The sequence below is a fragment of the Klebsiella sp. 18074 genome (genome assembly GCF_902705905.1).
Taxonomy (GTDB): Bacteria; Pseudomonadota; Gammaproteobacteria; order Enterobacterales; family Enterobacteriaceae; genus Klebsiella; species Klebsiella terrigena.
Window position 1 is genome coordinate 294,668 of sequence record NZ_CACSIS010000004.1, and the last position, 17,444, is coordinate 312,111.

Annotated in this window: 22 protein-coding genes, 1 tRNA gene and 1 pseudogene; 9 read left to right on the forward strand and 15 right to left on the reverse strand. The window is 51.0% G+C overall.

Annotated features, from left to right (window positions below):
• Position 1: 1 nt before the first annotated feature.
• The 7 genes from GVK32_RS06355 to GVK32_RS06385 form a co-directional block, all read right to left on the reverse strand.
• Positions 2-697: a hypothetical protein gene (locus GVK32_RS06355; protein WP_159867299.1), complete on the reverse strand. Its 696-nt coding sequence runs from the start codon at positions 695-697 to the stop codon at positions 2-4.
• Positions 698-1,267: 570 nt separating this feature from the next.
• Complete coding sequence (locus tag GVK32_RS06360) at positions 1,268-1,534, reverse strand: DUF977 family protein (RefSeq protein WP_159867302.1); 267 nt, start codon at positions 1,532-1,534, stop codon at positions 1,268-1,270.
• Between the two features lie 2 nt (positions 1,535-1,536).
• Positions 1,537-1,977, reverse strand: a complete 441-nt coding sequence (locus tag GVK32_RS06365; protein WP_159867305.1) for a PerC family transcriptional regulator — start codon at positions 1,975-1,977, stop codon at positions 1,537-1,539.
• Between the two features lie 13 nt (positions 1,978-1,990).
• Complete coding sequence (locus GVK32_RS06370) at positions 1,991-2,536, reverse strand: replication protein P (protein WP_227697817.1); 546 nt, start codon at positions 2,534-2,536, stop codon at positions 1,991-1,993.
• Positions 2,448-3,431 carry a DUF1376 domain-containing protein gene (locus tag GVK32_RS29075; protein WP_159867311.1) on the reverse strand — a complete coding sequence of 328 codons (984 nt, stop codon included), beginning with the start codon at positions 3,429-3,431 and terminating at the stop codon, positions 2,448-2,450. Before GVK32_RS29075 ends, GVK32_RS06370 begins: the two co-directional genes overlap by 89 nt.
• 54 nt (positions 3,432-3,485) lie before the next feature.
• Positions 3,486-4,040, reverse strand: a complete 555-nt coding sequence (locus tag GVK32_RS06380) for a toxin YdaT family protein (RefSeq protein ID WP_159867314.1) — start codon at positions 4,038-4,040, stop codon at positions 3,486-3,488.
• 2 nt (positions 4,041-4,042) lie between these two features.
• Entirely contained in the window at positions 4,043-4,258 is a 216-nt protein-coding gene (locus tag GVK32_RS06385) for a helix-turn-helix transcriptional regulator (RefSeq protein WP_159867317.1), read from the reverse strand.
• A gap of 102 nt (positions 4,259-4,360) precedes the next feature.
• On the opposite strand from GVK32_RS06385, the gene GVK32_RS06390 reads away from it, so the two are divergent.
• From GVK32_RS06390 to GVK32_RS06410, 5 genes are all read left to right on the forward strand, one after another.
• Entirely contained in the window at positions 4,361-4,747 is a 387-nt protein-coding gene (locus GVK32_RS06390; protein ID WP_159867320.1) for a helix-turn-helix domain-containing protein, read from the forward strand.
• 849 nt (positions 4,748-5,596) lie between these two features.
• Complete coding sequence (locus GVK32_RS06395) at positions 5,597-5,791, forward strand: DUF1482 family protein (RefSeq protein ID WP_159867323.1); 195 nt, start codon at positions 5,597-5,599, stop codon at positions 5,789-5,791.
• Positions 5,792-5,964: 173 nt separating this feature from the next.
• Entirely contained in the window at positions 5,965-7,989 is a 2,025-nt protein-coding gene (locus tag GVK32_RS06400; RefSeq protein ID WP_159867326.1) for an exonuclease, read from the forward strand.
• A gap of 69 nt (positions 7,990-8,058) precedes the next feature.
• Positions 8,059-8,337 (forward strand): DUF4224 domain-containing protein, encoded by a 279-nt coding sequence (locus tag GVK32_RS06405; protein WP_114266318.1) that lies wholly within the window; start codon positions 8,059-8,061, stop codon positions 8,335-8,337.
• Entirely contained in the window at positions 8,276-9,304 is a 1,029-nt protein-coding gene (locus tag GVK32_RS06410) for a tyrosine-type recombinase/integrase (protein WP_159867371.1), read from the forward strand. The genes GVK32_RS06405 and GVK32_RS06410 overlap by 62 nt, the downstream gene beginning before the upstream one ends.
• Positions 9,305-9,356: 52 nt before the next feature.
• Here GVK32_RS06410 and GVK32_RS06415 read toward each other — a convergent pair whose 3' ends face one another.
• The 4 genes from GVK32_RS06415 to GVK32_RS06430 all read right to left on the reverse strand — a co-directional run bounded on the left by GVK32_RS06415 (position 9,357) and on the right by GVK32_RS06430 (position 12,254).
• A complete protein-coding gene (locus GVK32_RS06415) occupies positions 9,357-9,515 on the reverse strand; it encodes a hypothetical protein (RefSeq protein WP_155954098.1) in 159 nt (52 codons plus the stop codon).
• Between the two features lie 138 nt (positions 9,516-9,653).
• Positions 9,654-10,217, reverse strand: coding sequence for a hypothetical protein (locus GVK32_RS06420; protein WP_159867329.1), 564 nt, complete (start codon positions 10,215-10,217; stop codon positions 9,654-9,656).
• Between the two features lie 177 nt (positions 10,218-10,394).
• Positions 10,395-10,482, reverse strand: a tRNA-Ser gene (locus GVK32_RS06425).
• Positions 10,483-10,625: 143 nt separating this feature from the next.
• Positions 10,626-12,254, reverse strand: coding sequence for an ABC transporter substrate-binding protein (locus GVK32_RS06430; protein ID WP_159867332.1), 1,629 nt, complete (start codon positions 12,252-12,254; stop codon positions 10,626-10,628).
• Positions 12,255-12,521: 267 nt separating this feature from the next.
• Between GVK32_RS06430 and yccA the strand changes: the two genes are divergently transcribed.
• Positions 12,522-13,181, forward strand: a complete 660-nt coding sequence (gene yccA / locus GVK32_RS06435; RefSeq protein ID WP_041144843.1) for an FtsH protease modulator YccA — start codon at positions 12,522-12,524, stop codon at positions 13,179-13,181.
• Between the two features lie 87 nt (positions 13,182-13,268).
• Positions 13,269-13,598, forward strand: a complete 330-nt coding sequence (gene tusE, locus GVK32_RS06440) for a sulfurtransferase TusE (RefSeq protein ID WP_041144842.1) — start codon at positions 13,269-13,271, stop codon at positions 13,596-13,598.
• On the opposite strand, the gene yccX is transcribed toward tusE, so the two are convergent.
• Genes yccX through GVK32_RS06455 form a run of 3 tightly spaced genes read right to left on the reverse strand, consistent with a single transcriptional unit; the run spans position 13,595 to position 15,290 of the window.
• Positions 13,595-13,876 carry an acylphosphatase gene (gene yccX, locus GVK32_RS06445; RefSeq protein WP_159867335.1) on the reverse strand — a complete coding sequence of 94 codons (282 nt, stop codon included), beginning with the start codon at positions 13,874-13,876 and terminating at the stop codon, positions 13,595-13,597. The genes tusE and yccX overlap by 4 nt on opposite strands.
• Before the next feature lie 52 nt (positions 13,877-13,928).
• Positions 13,929-14,717 (reverse strand): helix-turn-helix transcriptional regulator, encoded by a 789-nt coding sequence (locus GVK32_RS06450; RefSeq protein ID WP_159867338.1) that lies wholly within the window; start codon positions 14,715-14,717, stop codon positions 13,929-13,931.
• 18 nt (positions 14,718-14,735) lie between these two features.
• Entirely contained in the window at positions 14,736-15,290 is a 555-nt protein-coding gene (locus GVK32_RS06455; protein WP_159867341.1) for a YbhB/YbcL family Raf kinase inhibitor-like protein, read from the reverse strand.
• Between the two features lie 191 nt (positions 15,291-15,481).
• Between GVK32_RS06455 and rlmI the strand changes: the two genes are divergently transcribed.
• The gene (rlmI, locus tag GVK32_RS06460) at positions 15,482-16,684 is read left to right on the forward strand and encodes a 23S rRNA (cytosine(1962)-C(5))-methyltransferase RlmI (RefSeq protein ID WP_123707218.1); all 1,203 of its coding nucleotides are present in this window, start codon (positions 15,482-15,484) and stop codon (positions 16,682-16,684) included.
• A gap of 59 nt (positions 16,685-16,743) precedes the next feature.
• Entirely contained in the window at positions 16,744-17,061 is a 318-nt protein-coding gene (gene hspQ / locus GVK32_RS06465; protein WP_041144837.1) for a heat shock protein HspQ, read from the forward strand.
• Between the two features lie 15 nt (positions 17,062-17,076).
• Here the strand turns inward: hspQ and GVK32_RS06470 are convergent.
• Positions 17,077-17,444, reverse strand: a pseudogene (locus GVK32_RS06470) (IS4 family transposase); the annotation flags it as partial.

Below are 17,444 nucleotides of genomic sequence, written 5' to 3' on the forward strand. Positions count from 1 at the left end.
TTTACATATCAGTATAACGTGAGAACTCATTCATTAATTCATTGTTTTTATTCAATAAGCATCTCAAAACGGATATCGATGAAGTAAAATCGAATCTATTTGTTGTATTTTCAGGAATTGTGTTGGTATCCACTTCAAAGTTAATAACGTCTATAAAATTCCCATTAGCTATCATAGGGGACTGTATCATACATCTTCTAACAGAACTGACCATGTTCGCAATCTCGCCAGAAGAATCAAAGGGTCCCCTTTCGACAATTCTATTTTCCCATTCAATTGGATTAGCTTTATGATGCGTAAATATTTTTCTATATAAATCTAAATATTTCTCTTCCCCTCCTGTATAAAAGGAAGATTGTAAAACTGCCAATCTATTTGACTTTTTATCAGGAAAGATACTTTTCAATGCTTTTATAGCGGACTCAACTTTTCTAAAAAAATCTTCACTATCCGCATTAGGACTTGAGAAAATCACACTATGAGCCGGAAATTCTATTTTAAAGGACTGCTCAGCATCAGTCATAATTACTATTTGTCGCTTCTCTCCGGTAAACGCATTAACTTCCTGCGCAAACATAGGTAATAATGACAGCGAGGACAATTTGTCTAATAGCATACCTAACACAGGAGGCGTTGCTGAAACATCATTGTTGTTTGTAAAATAATTAACTTGATAATTATTGAATATTTTATTCATTACATCTCCTTGACAGTGAGTCCCCACATCAAATGTGCGCTGCTTGATGACCTAAGTCTATTCCAAACAAAAATTTTACGCTAGTATTGCTGCGGTCTAAGAGAGCAACCCGCACATGATTTTTCTAAACAATTTACTCACAAATTGCATCCGGTTAGTACTGTGTGCCCATGCATCGACCAACAAGTTTATGATCGCCATTCATCAAGCCCCCCTTAGAACATTAAGTCCCCTGTCAACCCAGCGCAGAGAATATGGATTAACGGCCTCCAGCTTTCTGCTGGCCGGCAGGATGTCTCATAGAAGGCTTTACAATCAAAAAAGTCGCAGCTATAGATTGACCTCTTGAATTTTCTCAATTTCTTTAGCAGTAGCCACTCCCCATATACTGTCAGCCAGCTTACCAAACGGGCGATTTGAATAGTTACCGGTCACTGGATCTGCGTCTGCCGGTGTCTTTGCGGTAGCACTCGGTTTTCCCAATGACCCACATTGATGGGGTTTCATGCAGAAGCTTTTGCTCTGGGCCATCTTTCGTTATCACGGTACCGGTATGGGTTTTAACGATGCTCATTTGGCTGCTCCTGCATTCTTCCGATAGTCAAATCTGCACAGGTCAAAATCGATGGCCGCCCGCTGGTCGCGGAACAGGCCAAGGTGACCATGCCGGATCACTTTTCCGGTTTTGGCAGCTGCACGAAAATGCCTGCCTACCGCATCCCGACACATACACAACTCGCCGCAGGCCTCTTTGACCGTCAGCCGGCCCTTCTCCCGGGTCAACTCAATAATTTTCCGGACACTAGCCTGTTGTTGCTCGCGTGATTTATTAGCCATGATCAGCACCTCGCCGCGTTGCGGAGACAGCGGTTGCGCAGGCGTGCGATATTCCACAACTCGCTAGCATTGCTGACCATTCCTAGAATGGCTGTGTAAGTCGTCGCCGCGCGGCGGTATAGCCCTTTTTCTTCAAGTTGGCGGGCCAGAATGATGGCATCGTTCACCTGCTGAGCTTTCTCCGGCGTAGTTTTGATGGCCGGCTCAGGCAATTTAACGTTTGGGATCTCAGTGCCTACAGGCACCCGATAAACATACTGAGTGCCGTTGTGTATGCGCCGTAATTTGCCAGCTGCATGGAGGCGGCGTAGCAGATTACCCGCGGAACTCGAGGGTAGATCAAGTACATCGCAAACATCCTGCAGGACGCATTCAGGCGTTCTGTGCACGATGGCGATTACCATCTGTGCCTGGGTAACTCGTTCTTTAGATTTTTTGGTCATGGTCAAAACTCGCTTACTTGGTTAAACCTGCCGCTTTGCGGCGTTTGTACTCTTCCATCAAAATCTGTGCAGGTGTCGGCCCGGGTGGATGCCGTGGTGCTTCAAGCTGCCGGCGGATCGGTGGAATGGTGAATCCGTTGGCAACATGCTTTGTCCACTTCGTCAGTAGTTTCTCTGCCAGTTTTTGTAGCTCTTTCTCTGTCATCTGGCGCTCTACGCCAGCTCGCCGCATCTCAACGCAAATGTGATATAGCACGTCTTGTTTCCACGGATATTTGTCACTGCCAGCGTAGCGGTACGATTCGTTACGCCAGCGTTTGTACTCGGTCATGACCGTTTCGGAGGTCAGATTGAACGGATTTGCCCCGCTCTCGGAAACCAACGCTACAAACTCAGCCAGATCCGGTGGCCATGTGTTCCCCATAGCGCACCGCTCCATGCACTGACGACAAACCAGCGTGATCTGCGCATCAGTCATCGACCCAATCTGGGCAATCCACATATCCGACGGCGCCGCCCCGTTCTTCTGGGTCCAGCGGTTCGAAAATATTTCCCCCATGACCGTCCAGAGCCTCCATGCCGTGTCCGCCGCCAGTAAGTCCGTTTTCCTGAACCCAGCGCTCTCTGGCTGCCTGAATTTCCTGGACTGCCCGGGATGCGGTGTTAACTGGTTGAAGTCCTGCATTGCCGTTACCTCCGGTTACTGGTTGTGGCCTGGGTTTAGCTCTGGCGTTCACGACGCTACGGGCAAACTTCTGTTCCCACTGGACCTGTGTGAATACCTTCCGTTCTGATTCCCAGTAGGCGGTAAACTCAGCCAGTTCAGTCGGCAGGTAAGCCGGTTCAGGAAGCGATATTCCCCACGTGGCTGCCAGACGTGGCCAGTCCTGCGATGGTCGCCAGTTTTCATGCATCGTGAATTTACCGATGGGGATATCCATGCCTGCGAGAAATTGCGGCTCCTGAACATCTGGAATTTCGCTCCCGCGTAGAGAGGGGTTTTCTTTTAGATCTGTATCTATATCTGGATCTTTATTAGTTGGATTGCCGTTGCCATCTTGTTCCAACGGATTATCAACGACCGTTGGACGGTCGTTACCTTCCCGTTGCTCTGGCGTTGATTTTTTGGCTTTTCTTGCTTTTGCTGAGGCTTTACCGGCATCAGATTTCTGACGTTGAGAGGAACGCACCATCTCAAGATCTCTTTCAATGCGCTCGTGAACCCATTCGGTACCATTGTCGTTAAAAAACTCCTTTAACGAGGATTCAACGGAAGACCAACGGTCGTTGCTTAGCCGCGCTATTTTCGATAACCGACTTTTAGGGATCGCCCTCCCCGTTTGCCAGTAATTGAACATCAGCAGCAGGTAGGCGCCGTGTTCCTCAGTTGACAGATGCATGGTGTCCGCCAGGTAATCAGCAATGTAAAGTTGCATGTAGGGCAGCGCTGCCATGTTTACTCCTGATACCCGAGATAATCGGGCTTATAGTCATTGGTAAAAACTCGATTAAAAAAACTGCGGCGCTACGGCGCTAATGCTCGCCAGTAGTGGTCCCGCCGCATCTGCAGGGAGCATGTTAAATAGCGCAATTGCTGCCTCCCGTATTTCTCGTTCTAATTTCTGCAAAGGCGCGCCCAGCAATTTTGCCTGGTGCGCCTCGCTGCACTCTTTGATTGCATTAGCCACCAGCTCGGATTCAGTTAAGCCTCGTTTTAAGCCATGTTTGCGCGCGATCTCTATCGGCATGGCTTCGGCGATCGCAGCCGAAAGCTGGATGACATAGCTGGTGTACTTCTCTGAACTGCTCTCGTTTTTCAGGTAGCGGTAGAGATTCTGCTTGTTGACACTGATCCCTCTCCCGTTCTGTTTTACCCACTGCTCGTCCACCAGCTGCGCAATAGTTTCCTGTGCGCGCCCGGGTAAGGTTGACTCCCATTCCTGAACAGCCTCAAAGATGGATCGACTCTTCATGCTGTCCCGGCGTCGAGGTGAATACTGATTTTCCGTTTTCAGTGAAAAGCCATTATTGGAGGTAATATTTTCAAATGTGATGGTTTGCATGGTTATCCCTTTTCATCTTGAGGTGGAAATACATCATCCAGGCAGCAAGCGATGCCCAAGGCATTTAATGCCGATATGATCGCTCGTGAATCAGCCAAACTTGGGGTTCTCGTATTGACCTCATAGTTTGCAAGCCTTGATTGACCCCAACCGATTTGCTGAGCGAGCGCCTGCTGAGACAAGCCCCCTTGCTTTCGATACATCGAAATTAAGTTCATAAACGTCTCCTAATGTGCGAAAGCATTATTCACATATCGTGAAGTCAATGTCAATACAACTCGTGAATAACAGGAAATCACCTTGCGTGATAAAATCACTGTATGAAAACACTTGCAGAAAAGATCGGCGAAAGAGTCCGTAACTTACGGTTGAATAAGGGGATGAGTCAGGCTCAGCTGGCGAAGCTGTGTGGCTGGTCTACCTCCTCTCGAGTCGCTAACTATGAAATAGGCACAAGGAACATTGGTGCTGATGATGCGATCCTGCTAGCAAGGCACCTAAATGCATCACCGAGTTACATAATGTTCGGGGATGAAGAAAACGGTGGGGAGCAACTTCCTCAGAAACAAAGACAACTTCTCAGCCTTTTTGAGCAATTACCTGAGTCCGAGCAAGAGCGAATGATCGATTTGTTCGAGACGCGCTTAAAGGAAATTGATGAATACGTTGAAAATTATCTGCGTGGAAGATTCAAGCCCGCAGACTAATAGCGCCCTCTAAGACCATATCGTACAACCCCACCGACTCCATGTTTTAAAGCGTGGCTCTTCCTACGCCCTTTAACTTCACACTTCGTATTGACACAAAACTCACATTATGTGAATATCATTTTGTTGCAACACGTCATCGAGGCAGGACGCCCACGAAGTAGCTGCCGGCGGTATAGAAACACCGGATGAGATGACATCAATCATTGCGCAGCAGGTTTCAACGTTCAGCTGGCCGGCTACAAGGCATCGAGGGGATTTATGGATAAGGCATACGAAGAATATTTCGAAAGTCTTGCTGTAGGTGAAGAGGCTTTAAGTTTCGCTGAGTTCGTAGCAGCACTATCGCGTAGCACAACAGCTAAATCGACTCCGGAATCACAGCCCAACTAGTTTCGCATTTTGGCTTTTAAAGCTGACCTACACAAAACGGGCATTGCAATGCGGTGAATGCGGCTATGCGCACGCGGCTCAGTTAAAGCAAGACCACCGTTTCCCTGGTGGGGTGGAAAAGAAGCTGCCGGCGGTAGTTGTTAACTGACTGCCGTCACCGGGAGGCACCCGGCACTGCATTGCAAAGCCTGACCAGTGGTTAGTCAGCAAGTACCGTTAGCCGCGTTAAGGCTGGGGCTGAAATGAGTAAGAACTGCATTTGCTCTATGGTCATTTCGGTAGTTATCGGGCTCATCTTTTGGGCTTCAGTTTCAAAAAAACTTACGGAGTTTGTCACATGGTTGATTTCGCTCGTGTAGCAACAGGCCGACAGGCTATACGCCTTAGCTGGTTCACCGCAAGGATTCGCCAGCTCTGCTACTTCCTCGCTCAGAAAGGGGATCCTGAGGCAAACGCATGAGCACGTTGTTTGCCTTAGTTATCGGTGTCTGCTCGCTGACCGGTGAATGCTCTGATGTTCTGATCGACGTGTATGAAACGGAAAGTATTTGTTCAGAAGCTGCCACAGAGCAGCACGTTAATGGCCAGTGTTTGCCCTATAAGCAAGCGTTCACCGCGGCTGAAGACCAACAGCCGGCAGTAAATTTTTAAATCGAGTTTTAATCAATGACCATGGCCCATAAAGCACAAAACCCGCGCAAGGCGGGTTAAGTACCCGGTCAGCCGACCAAAGCTTTCCGGAATCGAGTTTTGACCAATGACCACCACCAGGGCGGCTGCCATCAGCTGCCGGGTATCTTACAATCCAAAGGAGCCCGAACGCAATGAACAACTATGCGTATCTTGTCAAAGCAAAAGCAAAAGCAAAATCAGCAGATGCCAAAAGCCTCTTTTGCTGGTTCCCTGCAAAATCCGACTCACGTGCCGAACGTGAAATCCTGAATATCCTGGAAGATGCTGGCATTGCTGTTGGCCGCGGCGCCGACCACCAGCTGCCGACCCGCACCCATTGGTTTATCGTTGATGATCTTCCTGAAGAAGGAGTGCTGGATGATACCTGGTGCGACCGCTACGAACTTGGCGGTGAAGACGGGATCACCTGGGGAAAAATTGCCGCACCTGAACCTGAACCTGAAGAGATTGCAGAAGAACCGACGCCGGAAGACGATGCAGACGATGCAGCATTACACCCCCTCGCAACAATGCCTTTCCGCACTCAGCTGCTGGCGCAATATACGTCAGAAGATAGCCACGTTTATCACATTGACGCCCCACGCCGTCATACCCTTTCCGCGTTAGAAATGGATGTCGATAACAGTGCTGTCCAGAATCTGATTCTGGCAGCAGAGAATGTGCCAGATATCAAGTCATACGACATGCCTGGGATCTGGAAATTTACCAGCGCAATGAAAAAAGTGTTCCCGGCTGGTAAGCGCCACGAACTGGGCAAGCAGATCCAATTCGCTAAATTATGGTTTGCGACCAGCCACCTTGACCGCGGCATTCTTGTTAAAGAATGGGCTAATGGCAACTGCATTATGTCAGTCAATCTAACCCCTTCAGGTGCCAATGCCGGCGGAGGAAATGCTACTGATCGCCTGACTCCATTAACCATTTTGGGTATGGAGTACGAAATAGCTCTGGGGCTCATCGCACGAGAAAAAGAGTTCGATATCTATAACGTTCCGCTTGAGGTCGATATTCAGGCGAACAGCATGATGAACAAATATGACAACAAAGAGTTTATTGCGACCAGGGAGCTATTCATGTCGATGCCTGGTGGGCACGATTATTCCCGTGCCTGCAACATCGCAACAGTAAAGACCACACCAGATGAGCTTTACCTGGACAAAGTTGCGCATCGCGAATACTTGAACAAGGTGATGACAGAAACAGATCACGCACATCCTGACGAGATAATCGTTGATATTGCGTGTGGTCGATCTTCTTCACCTATGCCAGCTGCACCAGCCACACAAGTAAATGTGTCTGATGAGGTTGGTAAACAACTGGCCGCGGGGCGCGGTGAATGCGTGGAAGGCATCAGCGATCCTAACGATGCTAAATGGGTTAAGGAAGATCTCACCAAACCAATCGCAACTGCGGAGACCACCAGTCATGTGCCGATGGAAAAAACTTTCAGTGATGAAGCCGCGGGTTCTGCTGAGGTATCAGAAGGCGAAACGGCAATTGAGGACACTACAGGCAACACTGAGCCTGGTAATACGTCAACTGCCGTGAATATTGAAACCGGTCATCATAAACATGATGAAGAATCAGCCACTGATTATGTTCATGTAATGGTGGACCTGGAAACTATGGGGAAAAAACCTAATGCCCCTATCGTCTCCATCGGTGCTGTATTATTTGACCCGGCAACAGGGATCCTCGGCGAAACTTTTTACAAAGTGGTCAGCCTTGAATCTGCTGTTTCGTGGGGTGCTGAGATTGACTCATCAACAGTCATATGGTGGTTAAAACAATCCTCTGAAGCACGTTCGGCCATAGTCAATGATGACGCCATAAAGCTGGATGATGCCCTGCTCATGTTTACTGACTTTGTTGAAGAGAACGTCACTGGCGGTCACAAAAAAGCGCAGGTGTGGGGGAATGGCGCCACATTCGATAACACCATTTTGCGTTCGTCATTTGATCTCGCCTGCCTCGATTGTCCGTGGGACTACTGGAACGACCGCGACGTCAGAACGATGGTTGAACTCGGCAGAGCCATTGGTATCGATCCTAAAACCGCCATCCCGTTTGAAGGTGACCGGCATAACGCGCTGGCGGATGCACAGCACCAGGCACGGTACGTTTCTGCTATCTGGCAGCGCCTGATTAAAAACTGATTTTTCGTTTTCAGAGATAACCCCACCAGCCGGTTAATTTTAACTGGCTGGCTATCTGAGGTGATAGCCATGCAAACACTAACACTGTCACCGGCGGAAATAGAAGAAATCACTGGTTACAGACGCTACACGGAACAGCAGCGGCAACTTCGCTGCCATGGCATCCCATTCACTACGGATGGGAGAAACAGGCCAATAGTTTTGCGTAGATATCTGGAACCGAGCATTACTGAATTACCAAAGGTTGATGAGTATGTTGCAACGGAACCAAATTTCGACGCCATTTATGGGACGACCACGAAAAAATCCGGCGGACGCACAGCTGCCACCCAGGGTTACCAAAAATAAATATAGTTATGTGTGGAAGCCCAAGGGAACAAAAATAAGCATCACCCTTGGGAAAATCCGGGATACAACAATGTCCGCGCTCTGGCGGAAATACGAGGAAGAAAAAGCCAAACGACATGACGTTATGACCTTCGCCAAATTATGGGGGATGTTCTTGGAAAGCCCGACCTTCACCGAGTTGGCGCAACGAACACAGAAAGACTACCAGCAACATGAGCGGAGGCTATTACCGGTTTTTGGAAAGGTCAAAGCAGACGATATAAAGATCGAGCAAGTTCGTATTTATATGGACCGTCGAGGCGTAAGCAGCAAGAACCAGGCTAATCAGGAAGTATCCAGTATGTCTCGGGTATATGGCTGGGGATTTGAACGGGGGTATGTGAAAGGAAACCCATGTAAAGGCATCCGGAAATTTACGCTCATAGACAGAGATGTATACATTCCAGATGAGGACTATCTAGCTATTTATCAGCATGCGCGCACAGAGATTCAAGTAGCAATGGAGATCTCATATTTGTGCGCAGCACGTGAAGGTGATGTGTTTGATTTAAAAGTGTCAGACCTGATGGAACGCGGAATTTTCATTGAACAGAACAAAACAGGGAAAAAGCAGATTAAAGAATGGTCACCTCGCCTACGCAACGCAATCGAAATGGCTCAGCTCCATTTAGTTGGCCGGTCAACTGCAGGTTACGTGATCCCAAGTCCATCAGGTGGCAGGCTTAACAGGAAAACGTTTAATACATGGTGGAATGATGCGAAGCGGGGAGCTGAAGTCAAACTGGGGCGAACAATCCCCGGTACCTTTCATGATATCAAGGCAAAGGCGATTTCAGACTTTGAGGGTAGTAGTAGAGACAAACAGCTATTCAGCGGACATAAGACAGAACTTCAGGTAACAACATACGACCGAAAAGTGAAAGTAACACCGTCTCTTGATGTACCTCCGCTAGATAAGCCAGATTAGTACATACACAAAAAAGCCCGCTGTCGCGGGCTCAATCAAAGAAACGATATCATCAGGCAGCTTTATGCTCTATAGGAGCACCAGAGTTATCCATTTCGGCGTCACACATATCCTCAAGCTTTTGAGGATCCAAGCTCTGCCAGAACTGTGTTGCCTGTGCAATCAAGGCCAGCGTATCGACGACATCGAACTTAGCTTCTTGATTTCTCATGGGACGATTCCTTATGACTACGTAATCAGTTGACGGATACGTCAACATGTTGGTTGCAGTATAAGGTTTGCGGAAATTTTTATCAAATTGCTAATCAACGAAAAATGCGGAAATGCGAGAAATTGAGAAAGCACTTTTTCAGCGAGCTATGTTCCGTGTCATCTCATCGGTAATGGCTTGTTCAATTTCAACGAGATCCGCACATAAATGTGGCATGCAAAACGCATCCTCATAGAATCCGAATTTTCTGTATAGCGGTAGATAACGAGTCTTCGGATTCATAATGTACACTTCGTCATGCTTGGTCGCCATTGCCATCGAGTGAGCAAAAATCAGTGTGGATAGCCAAACTCGCTTTGTCAACGGACTATCTTTGCCTTTAAGAAAGTTTTCCACCATACAAATTTCCAACCGATGTCGACGCTGATCAATCCGACATAAAGCTGCTCCACCAGGGAATGCATCATCAATCCCTTTGATTCTCATTGAGAGGTCGAGCACGTCCTCGTTTAGCGGATTGCCGTATTGCTCAAAGGCCCATACCCATGGCAAATCTCCATACGCACCAGTCTGAAGCAAGCGGAGATCATCTGGACGTAACCTCCCATATCCTAGCCCCCAACCAAATTTATCGGCGACGCTTTGGACTGAGTTGATACAGAAATCATGTATATGGGCGTAACTTAATCCAGGCATCTGCATACTTGACCAATCCATTCAAGAAATTACAGATAGTCTATCAAGAAAATAAACTTGATGATGTAAAAGATATGATAGTTAAAGAGGGGGAGGCCCGGAATATACCAAGTGAATATACCAACACTATACCAAGAGCCCAAAGCAACAAGGGGCTACCTTTCGGTAACCCCTTGTTTTATTTGGCGGAAGCGTAGAGATTCGAACTCTAGAACCCTTTCGGGTCGCCGGTTTTCAAGACCGGTGCCTTCAACCGCTCGGCCACGCTTCCGGTATGGGGCGCACTATAAACACCTCTATTCAGGCTGTAAAGCACGATTTTGTTCAACTGCCTTAAAAACAAACAAAACCGTGTTATTCGTCTGAAAATCAGGCGGTTTGCGCAGAAATCCAGCGCCAACCGCCCTCCCGGCGTTAATGTTTTTTGATGTACATATCCCGGGTAAAGTAATACCCCAGCTTATCCGGCGTAAATCCGCCTACCCACGGCTTCACCAGATGCGTACGGACATAGTGGTAAACCGGGACTGCCGGGACATCTTTGCCCAACAGATCCTCTGCCTGCTGATAAAATTTGCCGCGGGTGGCCACGTCCGGCGCTTTGGCCGCATTACGCAACGCTTCATCGTACGCAGGGTTGCTGTACTGGCTGGTGTTTTCACTATCGCCGGTGCGGAAGTTATTGAGGAAGGTGGCAGCATCGTCGTAATCAGCAATCCACGCGTAGCGTACCGCATCAAAATTATGCGTATGCATGGTGTCGAGCATCGTTTTCCACTCCTGATTTTGTAGCTTCGCCTCAACGCCGAGGTTTTTTTTCCACATCGAACTGGCGGCAATGGCCACACGCTGATGCGATTCAGAAGTGTTGTAGAGCAAATTAAACACCAGCGGGTGGCTATCATTATAACCGGCTTCGCTCAGCAGCTTTTTTGCCTCGGCGATACGTTTGTCGCGCGGCCAGCCAGCATAGTCCGGATTATGCAGCTTTACGCCGCCAATATCAGGCTGGCTAATTAACCATGCCGGACGCTGTCCCTGCCCCAGGACCTTCTCTGCGATGATGTCTTTATCCAGCGCCATATTCAGCGCCAGCCGCACTCGCGGATCGTTAAACGGCGGCTTAGTGGTATTGAACTCGTAATAGTAAGTCGCCAGCTGCGGGGAGACATCCAGCTGATCGCCCATGGTTTTTTTCAACTGCGTAAACTGGTTAATCGGCACCGTATAAACGATATCAATTTCTCCCGCCTTATAACGGTTAACGTCAGCCGCCTCGGAGCTAATGGGTAAATAGGTCACTTTGTTGATGACGGTGTCAGCATTATCCCAATAGCGCGGATTGCGCTCGGCCACAATGCGCTCGTTCACCACCCACTGGGACAGCTTATAGGCGCCGCTGGTCACCATATGCTCCGGTTTAGTCCACTTCTCGCCGAAGCGATTGACCAGCACTTTATCAACCGGCACCAGAGACGGGTGCGCCAGCATCGGCAAGAACGCAGCGTTAGGCTGGCTTAAGGTGACTTCCAGCGTGGCGTCATCAATAGCCTTCACGCCCAGCGTATCGGGCGTTTTTTTACCCTGCGCGATATCCTGAGCATTCACAATATGCATATTGCCCGGATAGCTGGCATAGGGTGATGCCGTCGCCGGGGAAACCAGCCGCTGCCAGCTCCAGACAATATCCTGGGCGGTAATCGCGGTCCCGTCTGACCACGTGACGCCCGGACGCAGATGGAACGTCCATACGGTGTTATCTTTGTTTTCCCATTTCGCCGCCAGACGAGGCTGAATCTCGCCTTCCGCAGAGACGCTGACCAGCCCTTCGAAGAGATCGCTGATGATGTTGAATTCAACGTCACTTTCGACTTTATGCGGATCCAGCGATGAGGGCTCGCTGCCGTTATTTCTGACCAGCTCCTGCTTCTCCGCCAGCGCGGTGCCGGCCGGGACCTGTGCAGCGAGAGTCGGCGCCGCTGCGGCGAGTAAACCCACCATCAGTAGCGCCTGCGTGATGTCGTTATATTTTTGTAATTTCATATCCCTTGCCTTTGTAGTGCTTCATTTGTACCCTCTCCACACTTAGCCATAGAATCGCCATAACGCAATATTTTTCAGTGACCTATCAGATTCCGATCTGACTCCTGACGCCAAACACACAAACGCGCCGCCTTATCGTCATTTATCAGAATAATATGCTGGTCATAAGCGCTGAGGTTTAAGTAAAGATGGGTAAAAGCACTATGGCTTCTGGCGTGGTTTTTTTATGCTTCGTTATTAACAACATCTGTCATAAGAGAGTGACTCATGGATCGTATAATTACGTCGTCGCGTGACCGTTCATCGCTGCTCAGCACGCACAAAGTTCTGCGGAACACCTATTTCCTGCTCAGCCTGACGCTGGCATTTTCTGCTATTACGGCAACGGCAAGCACGGTCCTGATGCTGCCGTCTCCCGGGCTGATTCTGACCCTGGTCGGCATGTACGGGCTGATGTTCCTGACCTATAAGCTGGCCGACAAGCCGTCGGGCATCCTCGCGGCCTTCGCCTTTACCGGCTTCCTGGGCTATATCCTTGGGCCGATGCTTAACGCCTATCTGTCAGCAGGCATGGGAGATTTGATCGGCCTGGCGCTGGGCGGTACGGCGCTGGTGTTCTTCTGCTGCTCGGCCTATGTGCTCACGACCCGCAAAGATATGTCTTTCCTTGGCGGAATGCTGATGGCAGGCGTAGTGGTGGTGCTGATCGGTATGGTGGCGAATATCTTCCTGCAGCTGCCGGCTCTGCATCTGGCAATCAGCGCGGTGTTTATTCTGATTTCATCCGGCGCCATCCTGTTTGAAACCAGCAACATCATCCGAGGCGGTGAAACCAACTATATCCGCGCCACCGTGAGCCTGTACGTGTCGCTGTACAACATTTTTGTCAGCCTGCTCAGCATTCTGGGCTTCGCCAGCAAAGACTAATCTCTCTCGCGTTCTTCTCGGGCCCTGCTTATGCGGGGCCTTTTTTTTTGCTAAACTGCCGCCAGTTTTAGCGGTGTGTGAAGAATTATGTTTATCTTTGAAGGCAATGAAATTGAGACCGATAGCGAAGGCTATCTGAAGGATACCACCCTCTGGAGCGAAGCCCTGGCAACCGCCATCGCCGAGCGGGAAGGTATTGTCCTGTCGACTGAGCACTGGGAGGTCGTGCGTTTTGTCCGCGACTTTTATCTGGAGTTCAACACCTCGCCGGCCATTCGGATGCTGGTGAAGGCGATGGCAAATAAGTTCGGCGAGGAGAAAGGCAACAGCCGCTATCTCTACCGCCTGTTCCCCAAAGGCCCCGCCAAACAGGCAACGAAAATTGCCGGGCTGCCCAAACCGGTGAAATGCATCTAGTACAGAATGGAGAATTTTTGCCACTCTCTGGTGGGCTGATGGGGCTCGGTGTGCACCCGGTCGACCCGCGCGCTGCGAGGCCCGCCCTCCTTCAGCCAGCTCACCAGCGCCGCCACCTGATCCGCCTCGCCGCAGGCCAAAACCTCTACGCTGCCGTCGTCAAGATTGCGCGCGTAGCCCGTCAGCCCCAGGCGTAACGCCTCCCGCTGCGTCGTGTAGCGAAAGCCAACTCCCTGAACTGAACCATATACCCATGCCATCGTGCAGAGTGTCGCCATGATTGATCTCCTTTGTTGCCAATAACTCTACGCTGAGAATAGCAAATTCTGGCTAGCGTACGTGCTTCGGCAACAGACCATAGTGCTGGCGAAAGCGCGCCGTGAAGCGCGAGCCGGACTGGTAGCCGCTGTTGAGGGCGATTTCACCTATCGGTAATGAGGTCGATTGTAGCTGGCCGAGGGCATACGCCATACGCACCTCCTCAACAATCTGGCGAAAACTTTGATCTTCCTGCTGCAGGCGACGGCGCAGCGTCGATTCCCCAAGAAACAGCATCTTCGCCACCCGCGGGACGCTCCAGGCCTGCGCGGGCGACAGCATGATAATTTGCCGCACCTGGCCGCTCAGGTTCTGCTGGCGCTCATTGAGCAGCGGCCCGGCGTAGCCCGCCTGATGCAGCGCCAGCAGCAGCCCCATAGCCTGATGATACTGCAGCTCCGCCGACAGCCCGCTGCGCACCGCCTGCAGGACGTTTTGCCACATAAATAACAGGTCCGGGGTCGCCGGTGCGCACAGGGAGGTGAGTCGCCCGGGCTGTGGCTCGCTCATATAGCGGGCTTTAAAATCCGCCAGCAGGTCCGGCGTCAGAGAGAGCAGATCGGAGCAAAACAGCCCGTTATCGGGCTGATTAATCACCTCGAGCTCAAGATCGGCGGGCAGAATAATCAGCTGCTGCGGCGTCGCCAGCATCTGGCTAACGCCCTGAACGATAATTTTGCTGCCGCGATTGACCCGGCACAGAGCGGGGGTAAATAGCGTCACGCGATGCAATTTATACAGGCGCCTGGAGGTAATTTCCGCCGCGGTTAAGGCATTATGGCGAAAGTTTATATTCTGCATCTGGCCATCCTTACGGGGTTAGCGCCCTGCCCTTGCCGTCAGCTGCGCGCTGGCGATAGCGTGGCTGTGCAACATAAATCCGACCAGCGCACCGCTGGCCTGGGCATCAATGGGTAATGTCGGCGTATCAAGCGCCCACACGGTAAAGCGGTAGCGGTGAGGCTTATCGCCGGCGGGCGGACAGGCGCCGCCAAAACCGGCATAGCCAAAATCATTGCGCCCCTGAACCGCTCCGTCCGGCAGTTTAGCGCTGTTTTTATCTCCGGCACCAGCGGCTAAGCTCGTCACGCTGCTGCTGATATTCACCACCGTCCAGTGCCACCAGCCGCTGCCGGTTGGTGCATCCGGATCGTAGGCGGTTACGGCAAAACTTCGCGTCCCCGACGGCGCATTTTGCCAGGCCAGCTGCGGAGAGACGTTGCCACCAGTGCAGCCAAAACCGCTGAACCAATGTACCTGAGCGAGGCTCCCTTCATCCCGCATATCGCCGCTGGTGACCTGAAACTGCGCCGCTGCCGCGCTGCCGCACGTCGCTAACAGTAAAACCACAGTTAAGCCAAATCCTGTTTTCATTGCATTTTCCTCCATTGGGTTGAGGAAAACACTGTAAGATCCGCGGGTGATTTTTATTGTGCCAAAGTGCCTGTGTTTTGTGCCGAAACGCTCACCTGCCTGCACAGCGGGCATGGTGCTTGCGGCGGCCACATGTGCTAACCTACGCGCCATTTTTCGGTGCCGACATTCCCGTTGCTAAAGGTAGCCCCATGACAGATTCCATTTTCCCCCGCTTAGTATTGACCAAAGGACGCGAGAAATCCCTGCTGCGTCGCCATCCCTGGATTTTCTCCGGCGCCGTCGCCCGTATGGAAGGTAAAGCCCGTTCCGGTGAAACTATCGATATCGTTGATTCGCAGGGGAAATGGCTTGCTCGCGGCGCGTTCTCTCCGTCGTCGCAGATCCGCGCTCGCGTCTGGAGCTTTGACCGCAACGAGGAAATCGACATTGCCTTTTTCGAACGCCGTCTGCAGCAGGCGCAAACCTGGCGCGAATGGCTGGCGGAGCGCGATGGTCTCGACAGCTATCGTCTGATTGCCGGCGAGTCTGACGGGCTTCCGGGCGTGACTATCGACCGCTTCGGCAATTTTTTCGTTCTGCAGCTGCTTAGCGCTGGCGCAGAATATCAGCGCGCCTCCATCGTTAGCGCGCTACAAACGCTGTTCCCGACCTGTTCCATCTACGATCGCAGCGATGTCGCGGTACGTAAAAAAGAGGGTTTGGATCTGGCGCAGGGCCTGGTTACTGGCGAAATGCCGCCTGCGCTGCTGCCCATCACCGAGCACGGAATGCAGCTGCTGGTGGATATTCAGGGCGGCCACAAAACCGGCTACTATCTCGATCAGCGCGATAGCCGCCTGGCGACCCGCCGCTATGTTGCCGACAAACGCGTCCTCAACTGCTTCTCCTATACCGGCGGTTTCGCCGTTTCTGCCCTGATGGGCGGCTGCAGTCAGGTAATCAGCGTGGACACCTCTCAGGAAGCGCTGGACGTGGCGAAGCAGAATATCGAACTGAACCAGCTCGATCTCTCCAAAGCTGAATTTGTCCGCGATGATGTCTTTAAGCTGCTGCGTAAGTATCGCGATCAGAATGAAAAATTCGACGTAATCGTGATGGATCCGCCGAAATTTGTTGAGAACAAAAGCCAGCTGATGGGCGCCTGCCGCGGCTACAAAGATATCAACATGCTGGCTATCCAGCTGCTCAATCCCGGCGGGATCCTCCTGACCTTCTCCTGCTCGGGTCTGATGGCAACCGATTTATTTCAGAAAATCATCGCCGATGCCGCAATTGACGCCGGGCGTGATGTACAATTTATAGAACAGTTCCGCCAGGCGGCCGACCATCCCGTGATCGCAACCTACCCGGAAGGTCTGTATCTGAAAGGGTTTGCCTGCCGCATCATGTAACTTGAAAAACGCAACGTTGCCCGCATATCGCAGGTAATCACGTTTCCCAGGAGGTGCCTATGATTGCCAGCAAATTCGGTATCGGCCAGCAGGTTCGCCATACTCTGTTAGGCTTCCTCGGCGTGGTCGTTGATATCGATCCAGAATATTCGCTTGCAGAGCCGGCGGAGGACGAAATTGCGGCCAACGACGAGCTGCGGGCATTGCCCTGGTATCATGTGGTGATGGAAGATGAGGATGGTCAGCCCGTTCATACCTATCTTGCCGAAGCGCAGCTCAGCAGCGAGCCCAGCGATGAGCATCCGGAGCAGCCGTCAATGGACGAGCTGGCAAGGACCATTCGCCAACAGCTTCAGGCGCCTCGACTGCGCAACTAGCAGAAAAAACCCCGCCGGAGCGGCACGGGAGTTCACCGGATAGCGGGTTTTTGACATTTTTACCGCCCTCGGCCTTGATGGTCGGGGGCGTTTTGTTATGAACACTGCCTCCAGATTTCCTCGCAGGTGCTCCAGTCGTCTCGGGATTGTTCCCGGCGATACCGTATTTCCCAGTACTATCATTTCCGTCGCGATAAACTGGAACGCGAACTTAAAGCTTATTTCTGAGGGCGCTTTCTTATGTTTCTCCGCCGCCCTTGTTGCCTCGCGTCATATCAGGTTATAGGCCAGTAACATCCCCCATACCTCCTGTTCCAGCAGGTCAACTTTCCGGCTTCTCTGCACCAGCGCGTTATCCAGGAGACTGCTTTTCAGGGTTCTGA